We start from the raw sequence: 21,746 nt of genomic DNA, 5'->3' as shown, positions 1-21,746 counted from the left end.
CATGGATACACAACAACCTGTTATCATTGTAGGCGCCGGTATAGCCGGGCTAAGCATCGCCTACGAGTTACAGAAAAAAGGAATCCCTTATCAGATACTGGAGGCAGGAGATAAGGCCGGAGGCGTGATCCGCTCTTTGCATATCGATGGCTATGAGCTGGATGCAGGACCTAATTCTATTGGTGCTACACCTGATACATTGTCGTTTCTTGAAGAGATCGGATTGAAAGATGTAGTGATGGAAGCGACGGCTGCCAGTAAGAATCGTTTTCTTGTAAGGAACGGACAGTTACATGGTATTTCGCCCAACCCGGCGAAGATTATCAGTTCGAAATATGTAAGCGGTGGCGCTAAGTGGCGATTGTTCACGGAGAGTTTCCGCAAAGCAGATAAAACGACAACCGAAGAATCGGTTACTTCTTTTGTGACCCGTCGTTTTGGTACGGAGATCATGGAGTATGTATTTGAACCGGTTTTGTCTGGTATTTATGCAGGTAATCCTGATAAATTATCTATACAGGAAGTGCTGCCCATTTTGCCAAAGTGGGAAAAAACCTATGGTAGTGTGACCAAAGGTATGATGAAGAGCAAAGGCGAAATGGGGGGGCGTAAGATCATTGCTTTCAAAGGAGGTAACCAGGTATTGCCTGAGCGACTGGTATCACTGTTACAAACAGAAGTAAAACTGGCGTGCAGGGTAACCGGTATTACCAAAGGAGCGACTGATTACATCGTGCAGTATGAGGAAAATGGACAAACACAGATGCTGAATGCGGGGCATGTGATCTTTACCACGCCATCTTATGCCACAGCGGGTGCGATTGCAGGTTTCGATGCAGGCTTGTCTGCTACATTAAAAGATCTCCATTATCCACATATGGGTGTACTGCACCTTGGTTTTGGACAGGAAGCAAAGGACAAAATTCCTGAAGGCTTTGGTTTCCTGGTACCACATGCGGAGCAGAAACATTTCCTGGGAGCTATTTGTAATTCAGCGGTATTCCCATCAAGGGCACCGGAGGGAAAGGTATTGTTTACAGTATTCATAGGTGGTGCACAGCAGGAATCTCTGTTTGAGCAGATGGGAACTGTACAATTGCAACAAACTGTGGTAAAAGAATTCATGGCATTGCTGGGATTGACCACGCCTCCTGAATTACAAAAATTCAGTGAGTGGCACAAAGCCATTCCGCAATTGAATGTAGGCTTTGCAGCTACCAGACAACAGATCAAATCATTTGAAGAAAAATACCCGGGAATAATAATAGCAGGAAATTATGTGACGGGAGTATCTATCCCCGGAATCATAACAGGGGCGAAAGCTATTGTAGCGCGGATTTTTTAAAGCCGGCCGCAGGCTATCCTTTCGAGGGGGGTATCATAAATAAATGAAACTCCTGAGAAACGCATAAAATGGAATCTGGCTTCATCAGGTATCCGAATTAAAAGAGGGTGTTCTAATTTCAGATACACCCTCTTTTTTTATAAAATGCGTTTTTGTTTATGGCAAAAAAGAACCGTACATTCAGTACATAAATTCCACTGAATGATCATAGGGGTTCTAAAAGAACAGCTACCAGAAAAAAGGGTTTCTTTAGTACCGGACATAGTAAAGCAGCTGGGAAAACAGGGCGTAACTGTTTGGGTAGAACCAGATGCGGGCGCAGCCGCTTTTTATGCCGATGATACCTATATACAGGCCGGGGCCGCTGTCAGGCCCAGGAAGGAGATCCTGCAACAATCAGATTTGGTATGCAGCATACAGATGCCGGAAGATTGGCAGTTACTCCGGGCTGGCACTATCTTAGCCGGTGTTTATCAACCATTACATCACCACGAATTAATGCAGCAATGGGCTGCGCATTCTCTCACTACTTACAGTCTGGACAACATACCCCGAACTACGCGTGCACAATCGATGGATATACTGAGCTCACAGGCGAACATTGCCGGTTACAAAGCGGTATTGGTAGCAGCCGTCTCGTATGGCCGTTATTTCCCCATGTTCATGACGGCAGCAGGAACTATTGCACCTGCCAAAGTATTGATACTGGGCGCCGGCGTGGCAGGGTTACAGGCCATTGCCACTGCACGCAGACTGGGAGGCGTGGTCGAAGTATTTGATACCCGACCGGTAGTAAGAGAAGAAGTGATGAGTCTCGGCGCCAAATTCATCTCCGTAGAAGGCGCTGCCGATGCCTCGCATGCCGGTGGTTACGCAGTAGAACAAACAGCAGATTACAAACAACAACAGGAAGCCCTGATCGCTGCCAGTATCGCCAAAGCAGACATCGTGATCACTACCGCACAGATACCCGGAAAACGCGCACCGATATTGGTATCAGAAGATATGATTAACAGCATGCGTGCCGGTAGTGTGATCGTAGACCTTGCCGCAGGTACAGGTGGCAACACCGCCCTGACCAGGGACCAGGCCACCATCCGGCACAATGGTATTACAATAATTGGGGACTCCAACCTCGCAGCCAGCATGCCTGCTGATGCCAGTAAACTGTATGCTAAGAACGTATTCAACTTCCTGCAACTACTGATCAAAGACGGTCAGTTAGTCAATAACCCACAAGACGATATCGTAAAAGGTGCCTGTATCACCCACGAAGGTGCAGTGACCAGTGAAAGACTACAGGCCGTATTAAAATAATAGCACAATGGACCTTTTTTCGTTTTTCGAACAACATATGGAGATGACCTATGTGGTGATACTCTCCGTTTTTCTGGGTATAGAAGTTATTTCCCGTGTACCGTCGGTATTACATACACCCCTGATGAGTGGTGCCAATGCCATTCATGGGGTCGTGATCATTGGGGCTATCATCGTGATGGGAGAGGCGGAGAAAGATAATTACCTCGCACTGATCTTAGGTTTTCTCGCTGTCATCTTAGGCACGCTGAATGTAGTCGGTGGTTTTGTGGTGACGGACCGTATGCTGGAAATGTTCAAGTCAAAGAAAAATAAATAGTTCATGTTATCATTGATATACCTGATTGGCTCTGTTACATTTATTGTTGGCCTGAAAATGTTAAGTCATCCCGCTACTGCCCGCAAAGGCAATCTCATAGCCGCGGGAGGGATGACGATCGCAATATTGGGTACGATATTTTTATATACGCGTAATGGGGAACACCTGCATAATTTCTGGTGGATCGCTGGCGGATTATTGATAGGAGGGGTAATAGGATTGGTGTCTGCAAAGAAGGTGAAGATGACGGCAATGCCAGAGATGGTAAGTATATTCAATGGTATGGGTGGTGCGTGTGCGGCATTGATATCAGTAGTAGAATTTGAGCATGTAAATGCAGCAACAGAAAGCCTGCATTTACTGATCATATTTGCTGGATTAATTATCGGAAGCGTATCATTTGCGGGATCAGTGATTGCATGGGGAAAACTAAATGGAAAGATCAAAGACATTGCCTTCAAAGGCCAGCATATTTTCAACCTATTATTGCTTGTGGTAATTGTAGCCGTAGCTGCATTCGTAATAGGAGTGCAGCCGGTTACAATGTTGTGGTGTATGTTGGTCGTGCTACTATTATCGCTGTTATATGGCGTGTTTTTTGTGTTGCCGATAGGAGGTGCGGATATGCCTGTGGTGATTTCATTGTTGAATTCATTTACTGGTGTGGCAGCGGCTTGTGGCGGTTTTTTGTATGATAATCCGGTGATGTTGACTGGCGGTATATTAGTAGGTTCTGCGGGAACTATTTTGACGATACTGATGTGTAAAGCAATGAACCGTTCCCTGAAGAATGTATTGATCGGCAGTTTTGGTGGAGGTACTACTACAAGCAGTCATAAAGAACAGGGTGCATACAGGGAGATTAGTTTGTCAGATGCCGCTGTGGTATTAGCTTATGCTCATAAGGTAATGATCGTACCTGGCTATGGATTGGCGGTAGCACAGGCGCAGCATGCCTGTCATGAATTAGAAGTAATGCTGGAAGAAAAAGGTGTAGAGGTAAGATATGCCATTCATCCTGTAGCAGGACGAATGCCGGGACATATGAATGTGTTGCTGGCAGAGGCAGATGTACCTTATGAGAAATTACTGGAAATGGAACAGGCAAATCCACGGTTCAATACAACAGATGTGGTGCTGGTATTAGGCGCCAATGATGTAGTGAATCCGGCTGCCAAAAGTGATCCTGCCTCGCCAATTTACGGCATGCCGATATTAGAAGTGGAAAGTGCAAAAACAGTGATTGTAAATAAAAGAAGTATGAAGCCCGGTTACGCAGGCATAGAGAATGAATTGTTTTTCAGGCCAAAGACAGCGATGCTGTTTGGAGATGCGAAAGCCGTGATGCAGCAATTGATAGCGGAGATAGCGCAGGTGTAGATAATGGAGATAGTGCAGGTGTAGATAGCGGGGATAGTACAGGTGTAAATAGCGGAGATAGCACAGGCAAAAAAAATATAACTTACGGCCTGAACTATATTTAATTAGCCCTTGAAAACATTGGTATTACTGTTGGCATTCAGTCTGTTCGCTGCGTGTGCGTTCGATCCGTTTAACTATCAGAGCCGATGATCTTCTGTGATTTCAGCATCTCCCTGTTCGATCCGTTTAAATTTATCTGAGCCGATCATACCTTTATTTTCAGTATTTTGCCGCAAAAAGCGGGTTGGATCTTCCAAAAAAATTTACTGATAGTCTGATTTCGCTGCCTGAAATGGATTTGGCAGCTTTTTTGCGTGTACATGCGGCGGAAGAAAAGGTAACTTCGCTGCGTATTAATCCGAACAAGATAAAGGATAGGGACACGACAGAAAAAATACTGGGAGAATTGGCTACCAATGGGTACAGCCGGGTCCCATGGACGACTGACGGGTACTATCTGGCTGAAAGGCCATCTTTTACATTTGATCCATATTTTCACGCAGGGGCCTACTACGTACAGGAGGCTTCTTCCATGTTCCTGGAACAGGTATTACGTCAGGCATGTGACCTGACTGCTCCTCTCAAAGTGCTGGACCTTTGTGCATCACCGGGAGGTAAGTCTACATTGTTGCAGTCTTTGATCAGTCCGGAGAGCCTGTTGGTATCCAATGAGGTGATCAAAACCCGGGCGGCACTGCTGGGAGACAATCTTTCCAGGTGGGGAGCTGCCAATGTGGTGGTTACAAACAATGATCCCCGTGATTTTGGTCGGTTGCCGGGTTTCTTCGATGTGATGGTGGTCGATGCGCCTTGTTCTGGTTCAGGGTTGTTTCGCAGGGAACCGGAGGCGATCAATGAGTGGTCAGAAGAAAATGTGATGTTGTGTAGTCAGCGACAGCAAAGGATCCTGGCCGATGCCATGCCGGCGCTGAAAGAAGGAGGGATCCTGATCTACGCCACTTGCTCTTACAGCAGGGAAGAAGATGAGGAGATCATGGACTGGTTACAGGCTAATTTTGAGCTGGAAAATATTCCGGTGCCTTTACAACCTGACTGGCACATAGTAAAAACCGCAGCAGAAGGATATCGTTTTTATCCTGATAGAGTAAAGGGAGAGGGGTTCTTCATCACCTGCTTCCGCAGAAAATCAGGAGAGGAATATAGCGCTACGAAACAACGGCATACACTCACAGCAGTCGATAAAAAAGACAGGGATAAGGTAACCCCGTGGTTACAGGACAGTGACGGCATCTTTATGATGGCGCATCAGGGCGAGGTACTATTATTCCCTGAAATGATGCAACCAGCTGTCGCCGTATTGCAGCAGCACTTATATTTGCGAAAGGCTGGCGTGAAAGCAGGTCAGTTGGCCGCAAAGGAACTGATACCAGATCACCAGTTGTCCATGAGTCCTTTGGTGGCAGGAGATGTGCAAAAAGTAGCATTGACCCGTGAACAGGCATTGAAGTACCTGAGAAAAGAGGATCCTGCCATTGCTGTAGTTATAAAAGGATGGGCATTAATGCAATATGGAGGAATGTCGCTGGGCTGGGCCAAGGTATTGCCAAACCGTATCAATAATTATTATCCTAAGGAACTCCGTATTCTGAAAGAAATTCAGGCTTGAAATCCTGTATAGGTTTCAAACCATAAAATATTTATAATTTAGTTGCCCGAAAGGTATAAACAGCGAAGTATGGTAAAATCGTTCATGACATTAGCGGTACTTGTATTATCAGTAGCAGGCGCGTATGCACAGGATATCATCCAGGTGCAGGGAACTACTCCTGACCTGTACGTACTGCACACAGTGAAAAAAGGTGAAACTTTATATAGCCTGGGCAGGACATTCAGTCTGCCTATCAAGGATATAGCTGCGGAGAATAACATTTCTGCCGATAAAGGTCTGCAGCTGGGACAGAATGTCAAGATCCCGCTGAATGGTACAAACTTCTCGCAAAAGGCGGATGCTGCAAGTGGTGGTGCGCCATTGTATCATAAAGTAGAAGCCAGTGAGACATTGTATCGCCTGAGTCTCAATCATAACAAGGTGCCGTTGGATAATATTCGTCGTTGGAACAACATGTCTGGCGATGGGTTGAAGAAGGATACCTATGTGATTATCGGTTACCTGAAAGGTGGCGGTGGTGGAGCGGTTGCACACAACCCTACACCAGCACCAGTTCCGACACCATCTACGCCGGCGCCAACGCCTGCTCCGGTAAATAACACACCGGCACCTACACCAACAGCTCCGGTTAGTAATAATAACCCTGCTCCGCCAGTAGAGTCTAATCCGGCACCATCTACGCCAGCACCGGCTCCTGCACCTGCAGAAACAACCAAACCAGTTACTACCGCAGGTTCTACATTTGAATCATTGTATGTACAGCAGACGGGCAATGGTAAAAATGCTACCACAGAAAAAGGGCCTGGTGGATGGTTCAAGAGTAATGCAGCTGCAGGTAAATATTATGCATTGCACAATACAGCGCAGCGCGGTACGATCATTAAAGTAACGAACCCGCTGAATGGTAAGTATATTTATGCAAAAGTGTTGGAGACGATTCCGCAGATCAAGCAGAATGCTGGTTTGATAATTAAATTGAGTGATTCAGCGCTGGAAGCATTGGGTACAAATGATCCGAAGTTCTACTGTGAATTGAGCTACGAGAATTAAAAACCAAGAACTAGAAACCAAGAATTAAAAACCAAGAACTAGAAACCAAGAATTAGTTACTAAGAACTAATTGTTAGTAACTAAGAACAAAGCACAAAGAACCGCAAACTTATACCGAAAGGTTTTGCTTTTGCGACAGCAAAAGCAAAACCTTTCGACTCACAAAAAAAGGCCTTCATCGAAGATGAAGGCCTTTTTTTGCCTATTAATTTGCCTATTAATTCACTTATCAATTCGCTCTGAACCCACGTAAGAACGCCTCTATATCCATCCGCTTTTTCCCCTCCAGTTGTATCTCCACCAGATTCAAATACCCATCACTCGCTGCTATTTTTAAATAGCTCTTCCCATCCGTCACAAACTCACCGGGAGCTACTGAAGGAACCGCCTTCTCTTTCGTCGCTTTAAAAATCTTCACACTCTTCCCCTGCAAAGTCGCCCATGCAGTAGGATAAGGACTCAATCCTCTAACAAGGTTATAAATATGATCAATAGAAGCCTCCCACTTAACCTGACAATCCTCCTTAAATATCTTCGGCGCATGCTTAATATCTTCCGCCTTAATATCGGCCTGCGGCACCTCATGCACATCCCCTTTCGCAATAGCCGTCACCGTTTTCAGCAACAACTCAGCCCCTGTCGCCATCAACGCATCATGCAATTCCCCTGCTGTTTCATCCTCTCTTATTGCCACCGCCTGACTAAACATCACATCTCCCGTATCAATCTCATGCTGCAACTTAAACGTCGTCACGCCCGACTCCTTCTCCCCATTAATAATCGCCCAGTTAATCGGCGCCGCCCCTCTATAATTCGGCAACAAAGACCCATGCACATTGATCGTCCCTAATTTCGGCATATCCCACACTACTACCGGCAGCATCCGAAACGCTACCACCACCTGCAGGTCTGCTTTCAACCCCCTCAACTCTTCCAGAAATTCCGGATTCTTCAACTTCTCCGGCTGCATTACATGCAATCCTTTACTCACCGCATACTTCTTCACCGCACTCTCCTGCAGCTGTAATCCACGGCCCGCCGGCTTATCCGGTGCCGTAATCACTCCCACCACATTAAATCCGTTCTGTACCAGTATATCCAGAGACGCCACTGCAAAATCTGGTGTACCCATAAATACGATCCTAAGAGAATCACTCTGCATATAGTAAATATTTCTTCCTGATAGTTTTAAAATGACTCAAAGCCGGTTCCCAGCTCTGACGAATAGCAGCCTCGCTCAATCCTTGTTTGATTTGCTGCTGCAAGGTAGTATTCCCTGCTAACCTGTTGAAACTACTGATAAAAAATTTATCCTTATTTGGGAACAATTGATAAGCCTGAATGAGCCATTTCAGTTGTACCTGGTTGTTCATCTTCGCTCTACTTTCTGCTGATGTACCCGTCAGGTTGTAACCATAGCAAGTTACATCCTTCAGCGGAGGTTCTTTCGCCCCTTCAGTGCTATGTGGCGTAAATGAGTACAGGTTCTTAGGAAACTCAGGACTACCAAACACCTGGAAAGGCAGGTCCGTACCTCTGCCCAGACTCAGAGCAGTACCTTCAAAGAGGCACATACTTGGATAGAGATAGATAGCTGCCATATTAGGCAGATTGGGAGAGGGTTTCACGGGCAGTTCGTAGTAGGTATGGTGATCATACTTTTTGCAGGTGATCACAGTGAGTTTACATTGCACGCCGTTCTTCAGCCATTTCTCACCATTCAGTAGTTTCGCATATTCACCCACAGTGAGGCCATGTACGATAGGAATGGGTTGCATACCAACAAAAGAACGAAGCGCCGTATCCAGAACAGGGCCATCTACATAATGACCATTTGGATTTGGCCGGTCCAGAACAATGAGTGGTTTATTATTTTCACCAGCAGATTCCATCAGTTCCTGTAAAGAAGAGATGTAAGTATAGAAGCGGGTGCCTACATCCTGAATATCAAAGATGAGGATGTCTACATCTTTCAGATCATTGGCATCAGCTTTTCTATGTTTGCCATAGAGCGATACAATGGTGAGACCGGTGGCGGCGTCTTTGCTGTTGCCTACTTTTTCGCCGGCGTCAGCCTTGCCTCGGAAGCCATGTTCGGGGCTGAAGATCTTTATGATATTCACCTTTAGTTTTAACAATGAATCTACGAGGTGCGTATTGCCAATCGTGGCTGTCTGATTGACCAGGAGAGCGACTCTTTTGCCTTTGAGCAGCGGAAGATACTCTGCTGTCCGGTCTGCCCCGGTAATGACCTGTGCCTTTGCCGGCAGCAGGAAAGAGGCCGAAATAATGAAGGAGAGGAGGAATTTATACATAGGATCAAAAATAGTAAAATTTACAGGCTTAATTTCCTATAATGCAGACAGAATGCACCTAACCACTTGGCACTTTAATCATTTTTCTTACCTTGCAGGTAATAAAATTCCTAAACACATAACAATTTATTTTATGCAAGCAGTTAAAAACGGAGATACGGTGCGTGTGCATTATCATGGCCGTCTGACCGACGGAACTACATTTGATTCCTCCGAAGGCAGAGACCCGCTGGAATTTCAGGTTGGCGCCGGTATGGTTATTAAAGGCTTCGACAGTGGTGTGGTGGATATGATACCAGGTGATAAGAAAACCCTAAATATTCCCGTTGAAGAGGCTTATGGCCCTAAAAACGACGAATTGATCATGGATTTCCCTAAGCAGAATATTCCGGAAGATCTGAATCCTCAGGTAGGTATGGAACTGCAGATGAGCAATCCACAGGGTCAGGTGTTTCCTGTGAAGGTAACTGCTATCAGCAGCGAATTTATCACTTTGGATGCGAATCATCCGCTGGCTGGTGAGCCATTGGTCTTTGATATTGAACTTGTAGAGATCGTATAATCAAGGATATAAGACAAAAGGGTGTTTGCTTTATGGCAAACACCCTTTTTCTTTTTATACGTTTTCTTCTTCCATTATTTCGATTTGTATAGGTCGCTTCTCGTCGTCGATGGCTACAAAGGTAAAGGAGCCGGATATGGCCTTTTCTCTGTGTGTAGTGTACATCTGTTCCACGTAAATATTCACCTCCACTTTCAGGCTTGTTTTGCCTACATGAACGACTTCACCGACGAGTTCTATAATGGTGCCATGTGGGATGGCTTTTTTAAAATCAATTTTGTCACTGGAAACGGTTACCATGCGCATTCTGCTGAAGCGGGTGGCGGTAATGAAGGCGACTTCGTCCATGAGTTGCATGGCGGTGCCGCCGAATAACGTATCGTAGTGGTTCACTGTGTTTGGAAACACCGCTTTGAAAATGCGGGTGACGGAATTGGCTATTTGCGCTTCGTAGGCCATAATGTTGATTTATCGCTTTAAAAATTGTTCCTTTTTAATTGTTCCTCTTTGTATTTCGTTTTCATCTCTTCCATGCAAGCGGCGCAAAGGCAACCTGAATATTGGGTAGCGATGAAGATTCGTTCTTCTTCATTAAGCGTAACCTCCTGGCATTGGCAGCGAAGAATAGAGCCGACCCGGCATTCGAATGTTTTGTTACAGCGTGGACAGCTGACGGTTTCATGTTCTGCCATAGCTTAAAGGTACGAAAAATATAGCGTTTGTCTGGAATGCTTGATCAGCAAGCATTCCAGACAAACGCATAGCAGCATTACGAAACAGCTTCGCTGTTCCGTAATGCTGCTCAGTGAAGTAACCCGATCAAATAAGTAACTCAATCAAATCGGCTGTTTAATAGCGACCCTCATCTGCTGCGCAGCACTCACCATATTCCTCAAAGCTTGTTCCGTCTCCGGCCACTTCCTTGTTTTCAATCCGCAATCAGGATTCACCCATATATTTCTTGCGGGCAGCAGCTGCGCTGCTTTTTCAAGTAATGCCGTCATTTCCGCTATAGTGGGTACTCTTGGTGAATGAATATCATATACACCAGGGCCTATTTCATAAGGATACCTGAATGTGGAAAATACTTCTAACAATTCCATTTGTGAACGACTTGTTTCAATCGTAATCACATCTGCATCCATTGCTGCAATACTATCAATGATATCATTGAACTCAGAATAGCACATATGCGTATGGATCTGCGTCGCATCTTCCACGCCAGAAACCGCTACCCTAAAGGCTTTTACGGCCCAGTCCAAATACGCTCCCCAATCTGCACGACGCAGTGGTAATCCTTCCCTGATAGCAGGTTCATCTACCTGTATCACCCGGATACCCGCTTTTTCCAGGTCATTTACCTCATCTCTGATGGCAAGTGCAATTTGTAAAGTGGTATCTGCACGAGGTTGATCATCTCTCACAAATGACCATTGCAATATTGTCACAGGCCCTGTCAGCATACCTTTCATTGGTTGTCTTGTCAGCGATTGTGCATAACTGCTCCATGCGACTGTCATTGGTACAGGACGGGATACATCACCATAAATGATAGGTGGCTTTACACATCGTGAACCATAACTTTGCACCCAACCATTCTTTGTAAATACAAATCCTTCCAGTTGTTCACCAAAATATTCCACCATGTCATTCCGCTCAAACTCACCATGCACCAATACATCCAATTGCAAACGTTCCTGTAAATGCACGGATTCACCAATCGCTTTACGAATTGCTATATCATAATCATCCTGTGTGATCGCTCCTTTCTTTACATCTGCACGCAGCTTACGGATATCTTCTGTCTGTGGAAATGAACCGATGGTAGTAGTAGGGAATAAAGGCAATTTCAGCACTGCTTCCTGTGCCTGCTGACGAATGGTAAACTCACTTTTACGATTGGCGTCGTTAACTGTCAATGCTGCCAGACGGGCTTTTACAGCTGGTTTGTGAATGATGTCTGCCGTGGCTCTTTCCTCCATAGCAGCTTTATTGGCTGCGAGAATCGCATGAATACCATCCAGGGTCGTATGATCACTATTTCGAATCGCATGAATGCCATCCAGAGTCACATGCTCACCAGTCCGAATCCCTTTATCTCCATCCTTAATCGCATCCTCCCCATCCAGAATTTTCCTGATATCCACCAACTCATACACCTTCTGCTTTGCAAACGCCATCCAGTTTTTCAATTGTGGTGTCAGCTCTTCCAGATCCAGATCATATGGCGAATGCAGCAATGAACAGGAACTACCAATCATTACTCTCTCTTCACCCAATACGGCAATCGCTCTCTTAATTAATGCCAGACTATTCTCATAATTATTCTTCCAGATATTCCTTCCATTCACTACACCCAATGACAGTTGCAGGTGTTTGGGCGCATGCTCCAAAATAACTTCTAATTGTTCCGGTGCACGCACCAGATCAATATGCAATGCATTTACCGGTAGTTTCAAAGTCAACGCAGTATTATCCTGCAGGCTACCAAAATATGTAGTCAACAACAATTTAACGGATGAAAGGACGGCTGCAATCTTACTATAAGCATATGAAAACATTGATTGCTCCTGTGGTGTCAGATCCAGCACCAGCGTAGGTTCATCTATCTGGATCCAGGTAGCTCCTGCATTTTCCAAAGACTGTAACAGGGATATATATACAGGCAATAATTTATCCAGTAAATCAGCTACCTGCAATTTTTCATCTTTGATCTTACCCAACAGCAAAAAGCTCACAGGCCCAATGAGCACAGGTTTGGTATGTATCCCCAATGCCTTTGCTTCTTCAAATTCTTCCAGCGCTTTATTATAAGTTAAAGCAAATTGTTGTGTACCATCAAACTCAGGTACGAGATAATGATAGTTCGTATCAAACCACTTCGTCATTTCCAACGCCGTCAGGTCAAACCCATTTTTCTGGTACCCACGCGCCATACCAAAATACAACTCAGGACTACTCGCCGACACCTGTGTAGCCTGCAATGCCAGGAACCTGGCAGGAATCGTATTCGTCATCAAACACATATCCAGCACCTGGTCATAATAAGAAAAGTCATTCGAAGGAATCAGATCAATCCCGGCATCACGCAGGGTTTCCCAATTCTGACGGCGAAGCTGTCTGGCAGTCATCTGCAACTTCTCCAAAGAGATCCTGCCTGCCCAATACGCTTCGTTTGCTTTCTTCAATTCTCTGTTGCTACCAATTCGCGGATAGCCGGGAACATTCGTTTGCATACTTACATTATTTAATAAGGTGAAAAAATATCTGCCTGCGACAAGTATCTGGCTTCATGACAGCATACGTCATTTACAGTTGCGCGTCAGCCCGTGATTTGCACACGGTTCCATACCGCAGCACAAATTTCTACACAAACCTATGAAGAAAGATAAAATGAACTATTTAAGTTGTAATATTTGGTGTATTGTTCTGTTTAATGAAATAAAACTATTCATATGTGCTGTTTTTATAATAATTGTCAGTAATAAATAGTAAATTTTACTTTTACTAGTATTTCTTACGTTTGCACTATGTTCACTAATTACAAATACACCGTTACTGAGCGCTTCCTGCGCTATGTCCAGATAGACACACAGTCCGATCCACTGAGCAAAAGTTTTCCTTCCACAGAAAAACAAAAAGACCTTGGTCGCCTGCTCATCCAGGAACTGCACGAAATAGGCATCACCGATGCTGAGATGGATGAACATGGTTATGTATTCGCCACCATTCCTTCTAACACTACCAAAGAGGTGCCTGTGATCTGCTTCTGCTCCCACATGGACACCAGCAGTGACTGTAGTGGTACAGGTGTAAAACCCATCATCCACATGCATTACGATGGCAACGACATTGAACTGCCTGAAGATAATACCATCATCAAAACCGCCCTTCATCCATACCTCGCCTCCAAAATAGGCGACGACATCATCACCGCCGCCGGCAATACCCTGTTGGGTGCCGACGACAAAGCTGGTATAGCCGAAATCATGGATGCCGCTCATTACCTGATGGCGCACCCTGAAATCAAACATGGCACCATCCGCATCCTCTTCACACCAGATGAAGAAGTAGGTCGTGGCGTAGAAAAACTGGATATGTCTAAGCTCGGCGCCAGCTTTGGTTACACCCTCGATGGCGGCGAACTGGGTTCACTGGAAGACGAGAGCTTCAGTGCCGATGCGGCCAAAATTGTGATCGAAGGGGTGAGTGTACACCCGGGCACAGCAAAGGATAAATTGGTGAGCGCCATCAAGATAGCTTCGGAAATCGTAGACGCACTGCCCAAAGACAGCCTTTCTCCTGAAACCACCGAAGATCGTCAGGGGTTTATTCACCCAGTGAGAGTGAGTGGTATCGTAGAACATGCAGAAATTGATTTCATTCTTCGTGACTTCGTCACTGCTAAACTAAAAGACCATGCGGCTTTCCTGCAGAATATACTGGATGCCGTGATGCCAAAATATCCGACTGCCAGTGCGAAACTCACTGTTACAGAGCAGTATCGCAATATGAAAGAGGTGCTGAACCTGCATCCGCAGGTCACTGATTATGCGGAAGAAGCGATTCGCAGGGCAGGAGTGGAGCCATTGAAAATGATTATCCGTGGGGGTACAGATGGTTCCCGTCTTTCTTTTATGGGGTTGCCATGTCCTAATATCTTTACAGGTGAGATGGCGCTGCACAGTAAGTATGAATATGTGAGCATACAGGATATGCAAAAGGCGGTGCAGACGATCGTGCATTTGGCGCAGGTTTGGGAGGAGAAGAGCTGATGCAGGTGTGGGAGAAAAGAGGGGTGTCTCAATTCAGCTATAGTAAAACACCTGACCACATCTGGTGCACGAAAAAGCACCTGATTCACATCTGGCATAGAAATGGCTGCAAGAGGAAGTGCATCATCCACTTATGATGCATGGGGATAATATTTTAGGGACATATACGTTAAATGTTTACATAATATTGGTATCTTTCCCTGCTTGTTGCATTTGATGTAATACTTTTGCAAGGTTAAATTTTTATTCATGCTCTTAGGATTAGTAACATTACTCCAGGATTCCTTATTATCGCCTAAGCCCGATACAGTGGCTGCCGGCGCAAGTACCGTCGCCGCTGCCGATCAGCATATCAGCTTATTAGACCTGCTGGCAAAGGGTGGTATTCTCATGATCCCTCTCGGGATCCTCTCTGTTATCGCTGTTTTCTCCTTTGTAGAAAGGTATCTCACCATCTCCAAAGCAGGTAAACTGGAAGATAACTTCATGCCAATGATCCGTGATCATATCTCCAATGGCAACATCCAGGCTGCCCGTTCTTTGTCAAAGAACACCAACAGTCCTATTGCCCGTATGATCGACAAAGGCATACAGCGCATAGGTAAGCCTATTGAGAGCATCGAGAAATCCATGGAGAATGTAGGTAAACTGGAAATTTATAAAATGGAAAAGAACCTCGTGATTCTCTCCATTATTTCCGGTATCGCACCTATGTTCGGATTCCTGGGTACCATCGCTGGTATGATTCAGACCTTCTTCAATATCTCTATCACTTCCGATATCACACTGGGCACCATTGCCGGTGGTATCTATGTGAAGATGATCACTTCTGCATCTGGTCTGATTATCGGTCTGGTGGCTTATATCGGCTACAGTTTCCTGAACGCACAGATAGACAAGACTATCAATAAGATGGAAGCTGCTTCTGCTGAGTTTATCGATATTTTACAGGAGCCAACCAGATAATCAAGCTTATGAACTTACGCAACAGAAGAAATAAAAATCACGTGGAGATGCACAGCGGGGCGCTGAATGACATCTTGTTCATTCTGCTGCTCTTCTTCCTGATCGTATCCACGCTGGCCAATCCGAATGTAATCAAGCTGACTTTGCCAAAGGCAAAGAGCAATACCAAGTCTAAACAGACTGTGGTTGTCAGCATCAACGATAAAAGAGAATTCTTTGTAGGTACCAACAAGGTAGCTTTTGGAAGTCTGAAGCAGATGCTTGCCGCATCTATTGCCCGTGATTCCAAGGAAGTAGATCCTACCATCGTGGTGAATGCAGAAAAGTCAGTTCCGGTAGAGGATGTGGTGTCTATTATGGAGATTGCGCGCGAAATAGGTGCCAAGGTTGTATTGGCAACTACTAAACCGCCTGAAACTAAATAGGGTTGACGGCTATGGCAATTCTTATGATCATCAATACCAGATAGCTCTAACGACTAAAGCAAGTCTTACGATCGACTTTTACAACCAGATCTGATGACTGTAAGTCCAAAGGTCAACTCTACCAGATAGTGCTAACGACTATACCAATACGAAATTCAAACGGCTCCGGACCACTTAAGTTCCGGAGCCGTTCTTTTTGCCAATTGAGAAGTAATAATAAAGAAGTTAGCTCGCATGCAGGTTATAGACTGCTGCTATAAAGACCCGACATTGCTACCCAGGTTTAATATTTGTAATGTTAAAATTTAGTAACCTGGCATACCAGTGTTTATTACCCTGTAATGTTAAAATTTAGTTGCCTTCACCATCCTATCCTTTCCATAAAGATCCTGTTTCAATACCACATTGACATACCCCTGCTCCTCCAGCAAACTCACCGTTTCCTTCCCATACGCCTCATTAATCTCAAAATACAACCCACCACCTGCAGATAACTTCTCCTGCCCCAACTGACCTATTCTGCGATAAAAACGAAGAGGATCATTATCAGGTACAAACAGTGCAATATTCGGCTCATAGCTCACCACCTGCTCCTGCATACCTGCGCTCTCATGTTCACAGATATAAGGAGGATTACTTACAATAATATCATAAGAAGGCAAAGCCGCAGTTGCATTGGCATCTAATACGTCCACCAGTGAAAAATTAATTGCCAGTGATAGTTTATTCGCATTTTCTATCGCGATCTTCAATGCCCCCGAACTTATATCAATAGCGCTAACAGTAGCCAAAGGCAGATTTTTTTTAATCGCCAGCGGTATCGCCCCACTCCCCGTACCAATATCCAATATTCCTGGTTGCGTGCCCGCCTTTCGCACATCCTCAATAATCCACTCTGCCAATTCCTCCGTTTCCGGTCTTGGTATCAACACATCCGGTGTTACCTTCAATTCCATCCCATAAAACCAAGCTGTTCCCGTCACATACTGCACCGGTTCATTTCTCAACATGGCTTCCAGTGCAATAGGTAATTGAACCTCCTGATCCTCAGTAAGTTCTTTATCTTTATAGACGATCCTATCCATTCTGCCAAGACCGGTAATATGCTCCATTAAAATATGAGCGATACTGGCAGCTTCCCGATCGCCATGGATGGGGGTTAGCGCGGAGATGATCTGTACAAATGCGGCCTGAATGGTCATAAGCTCTGGTATAAAAAAGGGAAATTCCCTGCGTAAACGATATTTTTGCAGGCAAAAGTAAAGATACAAACACTGACAAGGATGTAATTCCTGAAATGCAGGGTGATATTTTTGCAGGTAAAAGTAAAGATACAAACACTGACAAGGATATAATTCCTGAAATCCAGGGAGATACCTTTGCAGGTAAAGTAAAGATACAAATACTGTCATGAACCGCCTTACAGATGAATTTTTCATGTCCCGTTGCATTCAGCTGGCTACCCTTGGAGCAGGGCATGTAGCACCGAACCCTATGGTGGGAGCGGTGTTGGTGCACGAAGGCAGGATAATAGGAGAGGGATACCACAGGATATACGGGCAGGCGCATGCCGAGGTGAATTGTGTCAATTCTGTAAAAGATGGGAACCGGCACCTGATTCCTGCAGCCACCATGTACGTGAGCCTGGAACCCTGTGCTCACTATGGCAAAACACCTCCCTGTGCCAACCTGATCGTCACAGAAAAGATCCGGGAAGTGGTCATTGGCTGTATTGATACCTTCAGCGCCGTAGCCGGAAAAGGGATCAGCATCCTCCAAAATGCAGGTGTCACCGTGCGGACAGGTATCCTGGAAGCCGAATGCAGGGCACTGAACAGCCGCTTTTTTACATTTCATGAGCAACAACGCCCCTATATAATATTAAAATGGGCCCAGTGCCAGGCAGGGTATATGGGTACTGAAGACGGACATCCTGTTCGTATCTCCAATCACTACTCCGACAGACTGGTACACCGCTGGCGGAGTGAGGAGGCAGGTATTCTGGTCGGCAGCCGTACTGCCGTAATGGATAATCCCCGGCTCAATAACCGTCTCTGGACAGGCAATGATCCTTTGCGCATTGTGATAGACCCCCACCACAGGGTACCTAATACTCATCATCTGTACGATGGTAGTCAGGAGACTTTCTTTTTCAGCGGAGACAGTCAAAACCACAGGTTACCTGAAGCTGATCAATTGAACGATGGTAGTCAGGAGACCGTCGCCTTCAGCGGCGACAGCCTCCCACAGCTGATGCACGAACTGCACGAGCGCCGGGTGCTCAGTGTTCTGGTAGAAGGCGGCGCCGCCACTCTGAATAGCTTTATCGAAGCCGGATTGTGGGATGAGGCAAGGATAATCAGAGGATCCATCACATTGCCAGCAGGACTTCCGGCACCGCTGTTAAAGCATGCAAAGCTAACTTCTGAAACCCCGCTACTGGGCGATCATATTTTTATTTACCACAGGGAACAATAACATGTACAAATTCAGGGCACCTATATGCATATGGATATTCATTCTTTACTCACTTCAGGCAGTAGGCCAGGGTGATAAATGGACCGGTACCTGGCATATGGATTACACCCCCACTGGCAGCTCCAAAACCATCAGCATGGAATGGCAGATCAGCGAACCTTCCAACAAAATGCTGTATCCGGCCCTCCTCAAGATTGATTACGGCTCCTTTTCCGGTTCCTACGAAGTGTTGTTATGTAAAAAGAACGACCACGAACTCGGCATTGGCAGAAATAAATACCCCCTCTCTGAAACGCCATTCAAAATCGGCGCCTGGATGCTGTACCTCAATGGTACACTGGATTTTAAACCCAATGGCATTTCTATTGAACGCATGTGGATCAACTCTTTCGAGTTGTATATGCAGGGGTTTTATCATGACGATGAAATCTATGGCATGATGAAGGATTACCTGCGGGAACTGCTATCGAAGAAACCAATCTTATTAAAAAAGAAAGATAACATCCCCTGGAAAAGTCCGGATACCAACCGCATGATTCATCCCGAAGGCGATACCATTTATTTCGGCGTATATGATAAAGTGACCGTGTACGATTCCATCATCCCCGTCTTTATCAGGGACGAAGATGTAGATGACAAAGATACCGTGACCTTTACACACAATGGTAAAACATTGCTGAACCAGCAGTATGTAAGTCCCGGGGGCTCCCTCTTCCAGGTAAAGCTTGATACAGGTATGAACATATTGGGATTCTTTGCAGACAATTTCGGCAGACTCCCCCCAAACACAGGTTCCTTCAGGATCAAGACGGATAGTGTGGATGCTATTTATGATTTTCATGACAAATCCAATTACTATTCTACCTTCCTGGTAGCACAGGTATACAGGAAACCTAAGCCGCAGCAACCCTTACCCACAGTAGATAACAGGGTGACGGAAAGGCGTAACAACCTGCTGGACCAGATCACTGTGAACACCGGTGATGTAGAACTGGAATTGTGGGATGATGCCGCCGAAGATGGTGACAGCATTTCCATTCGCCTGAATGATAAATTTATAGTCAGTGGGTTCCCCGTATTAAAACGCAGACAAAAATTATCAGTTACACTCAAACCCGGCGAGAACCGGATGATATTACTGGCAGACAATTTGGGGAGTATTCCTCCCAATACAGCTGTGATGAAGATCACCGCAGGTAAGATCAGGAAATACGTGCGCATAAAAACGGATCTGAAGCAGAACAACCTGCTGGTGATCAATTATACCCCTTAACAACTAAGCATGGAAGTTTATTTTACTATAGAAAAATCAGCAACGGCTGAATTTAAGGACAGGGGCAGTAAGTTCCTGGCCTATGCATGGCCGGTGAAGTCGGTGGAGCAGGTGAAAGAATGCCTGCAGGAAGTGAAAAAAGAACACCCCAAAGCGACGCATCATTGTTTTGCTTACAGGCTGGGTACAGATGGATTACAGTTTCGCGCCAGTGATGACGGTGAACCTTCTGGTACAGCCGGAAAGCCTATTCTGGGGCAGATAGACAGCAAGGGATTGACTGATACACTGGTGGTGGTGGTCCGCTACTTTGGCGGTACATTATTAGGTGCACCGGGTCTGATCAATGCTTATAAGATGTCTGCTTCAATGGTACTGCAGGTGATTCCTGCGGTGCAGAAAAATGTAGAGGTAAAGTATCATCTCAGTTTTGACTACACTATTCTGAACGATATTATGATGGTGGTGAAGCAACAGAACTGTACCGTATATGGACAGGAGTTACAGCTGTTTTGCAGTATGGATATCGGGATCCCGAAAGCCGTGCAGGAGTTGGCGATGTTGAAGCTAAAAGATATTCATGGGTTAGAAATAAAGAAGGCTTAGCGCCTTCTTTATTTATCTAAAACATAAAGTGATTACTGTATTCAAGCAATAAGTGCAACCCGTGATTTTATTAATTTGTTGCGCTTATCATTTGAACTTACAATTTATCTAAAACATAAAGCGATTTATTTAAAACGTAGGGAGATTATTTGAAACATACAATGATTTATAAAAAACGCTCCCGGTGCCGGCACACTAAAAGCCACTGATGCCTGAACCAATTTATTTAAAGCGATCACTCACGACCAGGTCTTTACTCCCTTTCTCATATTTATAAAATCCTTCTCCACTTTTCACCCCCAGATAACCCGCCGTCACCATATTTACCAGCAGCGGACAAGGGGCATATTTTGGATTCCCAAATCCATCCTGCAATACGCGTAAAATAGAAAGACATACATCCAGTCCGATAAAATCAGCTAACTGCAATGGCCCCATCGGATGTGCCATTCCCAGTTTCATCACGGTATCAATTTCTGCAACACCTGCTACCCCTTCGTATAATGAACTGATGGCTTCATTGATCATGGGCATTAAGATGCGATTGGCAATAAAACCCGGATAGTCATTGACTACACACGGTACTTTGCCTAACTGAGAAGAGAGAGCAACGATGGTGTCTGTCACATTTTTTTCTGTCGCATAGCCATTGATAATTTCCACCAGTTTCATGACAGGAACGGGGTTCATAAAGTGCATGCCGATTACCTTACCGGGGCGTTTGGTAGCCGCAGCGATCTTCGTGATGGAAATAGAAGAGGTGTTGGTAGCGAGGATAGCATTGGGGTTTGCATATTGATCCAGGTCCTGAAATATTTTCAGTTTCAATGTAGTGTTTTCAGTGGCGGCTTCCACGACCAGATCGGCGTTTTGTACACCGGTGGCGAGGTCTGTAGTGGTGGTAATATTGCCTAAAGTACCGGACTTTATTTCATTTGTAATAGTTGCTTTTGCTACCTGTCTGTCAAGGTTTTTTTCGATGGTTTGCAAGGCGCGTTCTAATGCGGGTGCGGATACGTCGATCAGGGTAACTGTAAAATTGTTTTGGGCGAAAACGTGTGCGATGCCATTACCCATGGTGCCGGCGCCGATCACGGCAATATTTTTTGATGAAAACATGGAATTGAATTTCATCAAATTTAAGTGAATATGAAATTGAAACTTCAAATTTCAAAATTCAATTGCTTTCAACTTCGAAGGCTAACTAAAGTAACTCAAAATCGTTTTCTTCCGGCGCCGCAGGGTCCAAAACGCAAATACAAA

20 protein-coding genes and 1 riboswitch are annotated in these 21,746 nt (G+C 45.2%); of the genes, 13 read left to right on the top strand and 7 right to left on the bottom strand.

Features of this window, described 5'->3' with window-relative positions; genetic code table 11:
* The first annotated feature begins 1 nt into the window (after window position 1).
* From hemG to BW716_RS05260, 6 genes are all read left to right on the top strand, one after another.
* Complete coding sequence (gene hemG, locus BW716_RS05285; protein WP_083721483.1) at window positions 2–1,345, top strand: protoporphyrinogen oxidase; 1,344 nt, start codon at window positions 2–4, stop codon at window positions 1,343–1,345.
* 201 nt (window positions 1,346–1,546) lie between these two features.
* On the top strand, window positions 1,547–2,662 hold the full coding sequence (locus tag BW716_RS05280; protein WP_083721482.1) for a Re/Si-specific NAD(P)(+) transhydrogenase subunit alpha: 1,116 nt from the start codon (window positions 1,547–1,549) through the stop codon (window positions 2,660–2,662).
* Window positions 2,663–2,669: 7 nt separating this feature from the next.
* Entirely contained in the window at window positions 2,670–2,981 is a 312-nt protein-coding gene (locus tag BW716_RS05275; protein WP_083721481.1) for an NAD(P) transhydrogenase subunit alpha, read from the top strand.
* Window positions 2,982–2,984: 3 nt separating this feature from the next.
* The gene (locus tag BW716_RS05270) at window positions 2,985–4,361 is read left to right on the top strand and encodes an NAD(P)(+) transhydrogenase (Re/Si-specific) subunit beta (protein ID WP_083721480.1); all 1,377 of its coding nucleotides are present in this window, start codon (window positions 2,985–2,987) and stop codon (window positions 4,359–4,361) included.
* Between the two features lie 286 nt (window positions 4,362–4,647).
* The gene (locus BW716_RS05265) at window positions 4,648–6,030 is read left to right on the top strand and encodes an RNA methyltransferase (RefSeq protein ID WP_083721479.1); all 1,383 of its coding nucleotides are present in this window, start codon (window positions 4,648–4,650) and stop codon (window positions 6,028–6,030) included.
* Between the two features lie 69 nt (window positions 6,031–6,099).
* Entirely contained in the window at window positions 6,100–7,083 is a 984-nt protein-coding gene (locus tag BW716_RS05260) for a LysM domain-containing protein (protein WP_083721478.1), read from the top strand.
* Window positions 7,084–7,312: 229 nt separating this feature from the next.
* On the opposite strand, the gene fmt is transcribed toward BW716_RS05260, so the two are convergent.
* The gene (gene fmt / locus BW716_RS05255) at window positions 7,313–8,245 is read right to left on the bottom strand and encodes a methionyl-tRNA formyltransferase (RefSeq protein WP_083721477.1); all 933 of its coding nucleotides are present in this window, start codon (window positions 8,243–8,245) and stop codon (window positions 7,313–7,315) included.
* Window positions 8,235–9,398 carry an exo-beta-N-acetylmuramidase NamZ domain-containing protein gene (locus BW716_RS05250; RefSeq protein ID WP_083721476.1) on the bottom strand — a complete coding sequence of 388 codons (1,164 nt, stop codon included), beginning with the start codon at window positions 9,396–9,398 and terminating at the stop codon, window positions 8,235–8,237. Before BW716_RS05250 ends, fmt begins: the two co-directional genes overlap by 11 nt.
* Window positions 9,399–9,531: 133 nt before the next feature.
* Here BW716_RS05250 and BW716_RS05245 point away from each other — a divergent pair, with 133 nt between their 5' ends.
* Window positions 9,532–9,960, top strand: a complete 429-nt coding sequence (locus tag BW716_RS05245) for a peptidylprolyl isomerase (protein ID WP_083721592.1) — start codon at window positions 9,532–9,534, stop codon at window positions 9,958–9,960.
* 54 nt (window positions 9,961–10,014) lie between these two features.
* Here BW716_RS05245 and BW716_RS05240 read toward each other — a convergent pair whose 3' ends face one another.
* From BW716_RS05240 to metE, 3 genes are all read right to left on the bottom strand, one after another.
* A complete protein-coding gene (locus BW716_RS05240) occupies window positions 10,015–10,419 on the bottom strand; it encodes an acyl-CoA thioesterase (protein ID WP_083721475.1) in 405 nt (134 codons plus the stop codon).
* A gap of 17 nt (window positions 10,420–10,436) precedes the next feature.
* Window positions 10,437–10,652, bottom strand: a complete 216-nt coding sequence (locus BW716_RS05235) for a cysteine-rich CWC family protein (RefSeq protein WP_083721474.1) — start codon at window positions 10,650–10,652, stop codon at window positions 10,437–10,439.
* A 144-nt stretch (window positions 10,653–10,796) separates the two neighbouring features.
* A complete protein-coding gene (gene metE, locus BW716_RS05230; protein WP_083721473.1) occupies window positions 10,797–13,196 on the bottom strand; it encodes a 5-methyltetrahydropteroyltriglutamate--homocysteine S-methyltransferase in 2,400 nt (799 codons plus the stop codon).
* A 21-nt stretch (window positions 13,197–13,217) separates the two neighbouring features.
* Window positions 13,218–13,355, bottom strand: a riboswitch (cobalamin riboswitch).
* A 135-nt stretch (window positions 13,356–13,490) separates the two neighbouring features.
* Here metE and pepT point away from each other — a divergent pair.
* The 3 genes from pepT (at window position 13,491) to BW716_RS05215 (ending at window position 16,126) form a co-directional block, all read left to right on the top strand.
* Window positions 13,491–14,735, top strand: coding sequence for a peptidase T (gene pepT / locus BW716_RS05225; protein WP_083721472.1), 1,245 nt, complete (start codon window positions 13,491–13,493; stop codon window positions 14,733–14,735).
* 249 nt (window positions 14,736–14,984) lie between these two features.
* Window positions 14,985–15,701, top strand: coding sequence for a MotA/TolQ/ExbB proton channel family protein (locus tag BW716_RS05220; RefSeq protein WP_083721471.1), 717 nt, complete (start codon window positions 14,985–14,987; stop codon window positions 15,699–15,701).
* A gap of 8 nt (window positions 15,702–15,709) precedes the next feature.
* Window positions 15,710–16,126, top strand: coding sequence for a biopolymer transporter ExbD (locus BW716_RS05215; protein ID WP_083721470.1), 417 nt, complete (start codon window positions 15,710–15,712; stop codon window positions 16,124–16,126).
* A gap of 344 nt (window positions 16,127–16,470) precedes the next feature.
* Here the strand turns inward: BW716_RS05215 and prmC are convergent, their stop codons facing one another.
* Window positions 16,471–17,328 carry a peptide chain release factor N(5)-glutamine methyltransferase gene (gene prmC, locus BW716_RS05210; RefSeq protein ID WP_179091001.1) on the bottom strand — a complete coding sequence of 286 codons (858 nt, stop codon included), beginning with the start codon at window positions 17,326–17,328 and terminating at the stop codon, window positions 16,471–16,473.
* A 208-nt stretch (window positions 17,329–17,536) separates the two neighbouring features.
* Here prmC and ribD point away from each other — a divergent pair, with 208 nt between their 5' ends.
* Genes ribD through BW716_RS05195 form a run of 3 tightly spaced genes read left to right on the top strand, consistent with a single transcriptional unit; the run spans window position 17,537 to window position 20,483 of the window.
* Window positions 17,537–18,604 carry a bifunctional diaminohydroxyphosphoribosylaminopyrimidine deaminase/5-amino-6-(5-phosphoribosylamino)uracil reductase RibD gene (gene ribD, locus BW716_RS05205; RefSeq protein WP_083721468.1) on the top strand — a complete coding sequence of 356 codons (1,068 nt, stop codon included), beginning with the start codon at window positions 17,537–17,539 and terminating at the stop codon, window positions 18,602–18,604.
* 1 nt (window position 18,605) lies between these two features.
* Complete coding sequence (locus BW716_RS05200) at window positions 18,606–19,877, top strand: hypothetical protein (RefSeq protein WP_083721467.1); 1,272 nt, start codon at window positions 18,606–18,608, stop codon at window positions 19,875–19,877.
* Window positions 19,878–19,886: 9 nt separating this feature from the next.
* Complete coding sequence (locus BW716_RS05195; protein WP_083721466.1) at window positions 19,887–20,483, top strand: YigZ family protein; 597 nt, start codon at window positions 19,887–19,889, stop codon at window positions 20,481–20,483.
* A gap of 222 nt (window positions 20,484–20,705) precedes the next feature.
* Here BW716_RS05195 and BW716_RS05190 read toward each other — a convergent pair whose 3' ends face one another.
* Window positions 20,706–21,602 (bottom strand): 3-hydroxyacyl-CoA dehydrogenase family protein, encoded by an 897-nt coding sequence (locus tag BW716_RS05190; protein ID WP_083721591.1) that lies wholly within the window; start codon window positions 21,600–21,602, stop codon window positions 20,706–20,708.
* Window positions 21,603–21,746: the final 144 nt, after the last annotated feature.

Source organism: [Flexibacter] sp. ATCC 35208, assembly GCF_001975825.1.
In the GTDB taxonomy this organism is placed as follows: Bacteria; Bacteroidota; Bacteroidia; order Chitinophagales; family Chitinophagaceae; genus Chitinophaga.
This window is presented reverse-complemented; position numbering and strand designations above follow the sequence as displayed.

What these genes read in the sequence shown, in the direction of transcription:
- hemG (WP_083721483.1), top strand. Translation starts at nt 2, where the DNA reads ATGGATACACAACAACCTGTTATCATTGTAGGCGCCGGTATAGCCGGG.
- BW716_RS05280 (WP_083721482.1), top strand. Translation starts at nt 1,547, where the DNA reads ATGATCATAGGGGTTCTAAAAGAACAGCTACCAGAAAAAAGGGTTTCT.
- BW716_RS05275 (WP_083721481.1), top strand. Translation starts at nt 2,670, where the DNA reads ATGGACCTTTTTTCGTTTTTCGAACAACATATGGAGATGACCTATGTG.
- BW716_RS05270 (WP_083721480.1), top strand. Translation starts at nt 2,985, where the DNA reads ATGTTATCATTGATATACCTGATTGGCTCTGTTACATTTATTGTTGGC.
- BW716_RS05260 (WP_083721478.1), top strand. Translation starts at nt 6,100, where the DNA reads ATGGTAAAATCGTTCATGACATTAGCGGTACTTGTATTATCAGTAGCA.
- fmt (WP_083721477.1), bottom strand. Translation starts at nt 8,245, where the DNA reads ATGCAGAGTGATTCTCTTAGGATCGTATTTATGGGTACACCAGATTTT.
- BW716_RS05250 (WP_083721476.1), bottom strand. Translation starts at nt 9,398, where the DNA reads ATGTATAAATTCCTCCTCTCCTTCATTATTTCGGCCTCTTTCCTGCTG.
- BW716_RS05245 (WP_083721592.1), top strand. Translation starts at nt 9,532, where the DNA reads ATGCAAGCAGTTAAAAACGGAGATACGGTGCGTGTGCATTATCATGGC.
- BW716_RS05240 (WP_083721475.1), bottom strand. Translation starts at nt 10,419, where the DNA reads ATGGCCTACGAAGCGCAAATAGCCAATTCCGTCACCCGCATTTTCAAA.
- BW716_RS05235 (WP_083721474.1), bottom strand. Translation starts at nt 10,652, where the DNA reads ATGGCAGAACATGAAACCGTCAGCTGTCCACGCTGTAACAAAACATTC.
- metE (WP_083721473.1), bottom strand. Translation starts at nt 13,196, where the DNA reads ATGCAAACGAATGTTCCCGGCTATCCGCGAATTGGTAGCAACAGAGAA.
- pepT (WP_083721472.1), top strand. Translation starts at nt 13,491, where the DNA reads ATGTTCACTAATTACAAATACACCGTTACTGAGCGCTTCCTGCGCTAT.
- BW716_RS05220 (WP_083721471.1), top strand. Translation starts at nt 14,985, where the DNA reads ATGCTCTTAGGATTAGTAACATTACTCCAGGATTCCTTATTATCGCCT.
- BW716_RS05215 (WP_083721470.1), top strand. Translation starts at nt 15,710, where the DNA reads ATGAACTTACGCAACAGAAGAAATAAAAATCACGTGGAGATGCACAGC.
- prmC (WP_179091001.1), bottom strand. Translation starts at nt 17,328, where the DNA reads ATGACCATTCAGGCCGCATTTGTACAGATCATCTCCGCGCTAACCCCC.
- ribD (WP_083721468.1), top strand. Translation starts at nt 17,537, where the DNA reads ATGAACCGCCTTACAGATGAATTTTTCATGTCCCGTTGCATTCAGCTG.
- BW716_RS05200 (WP_083721467.1), top strand. Translation starts at nt 18,606, where the DNA reads ATGTACAAATTCAGGGCACCTATATGCATATGGATATTCATTCTTTAC.
- BW716_RS05195 (WP_083721466.1), top strand. Translation starts at nt 19,887, where the DNA reads ATGGAAGTTTATTTTACTATAGAAAAATCAGCAACGGCTGAATTTAAG.
- BW716_RS05190 (WP_083721591.1), bottom strand. Translation starts at nt 21,602, where the DNA reads ATGTTTTCATCAAAAAATATTGCCGTGATCGGCGCCGGCACCATGGGT.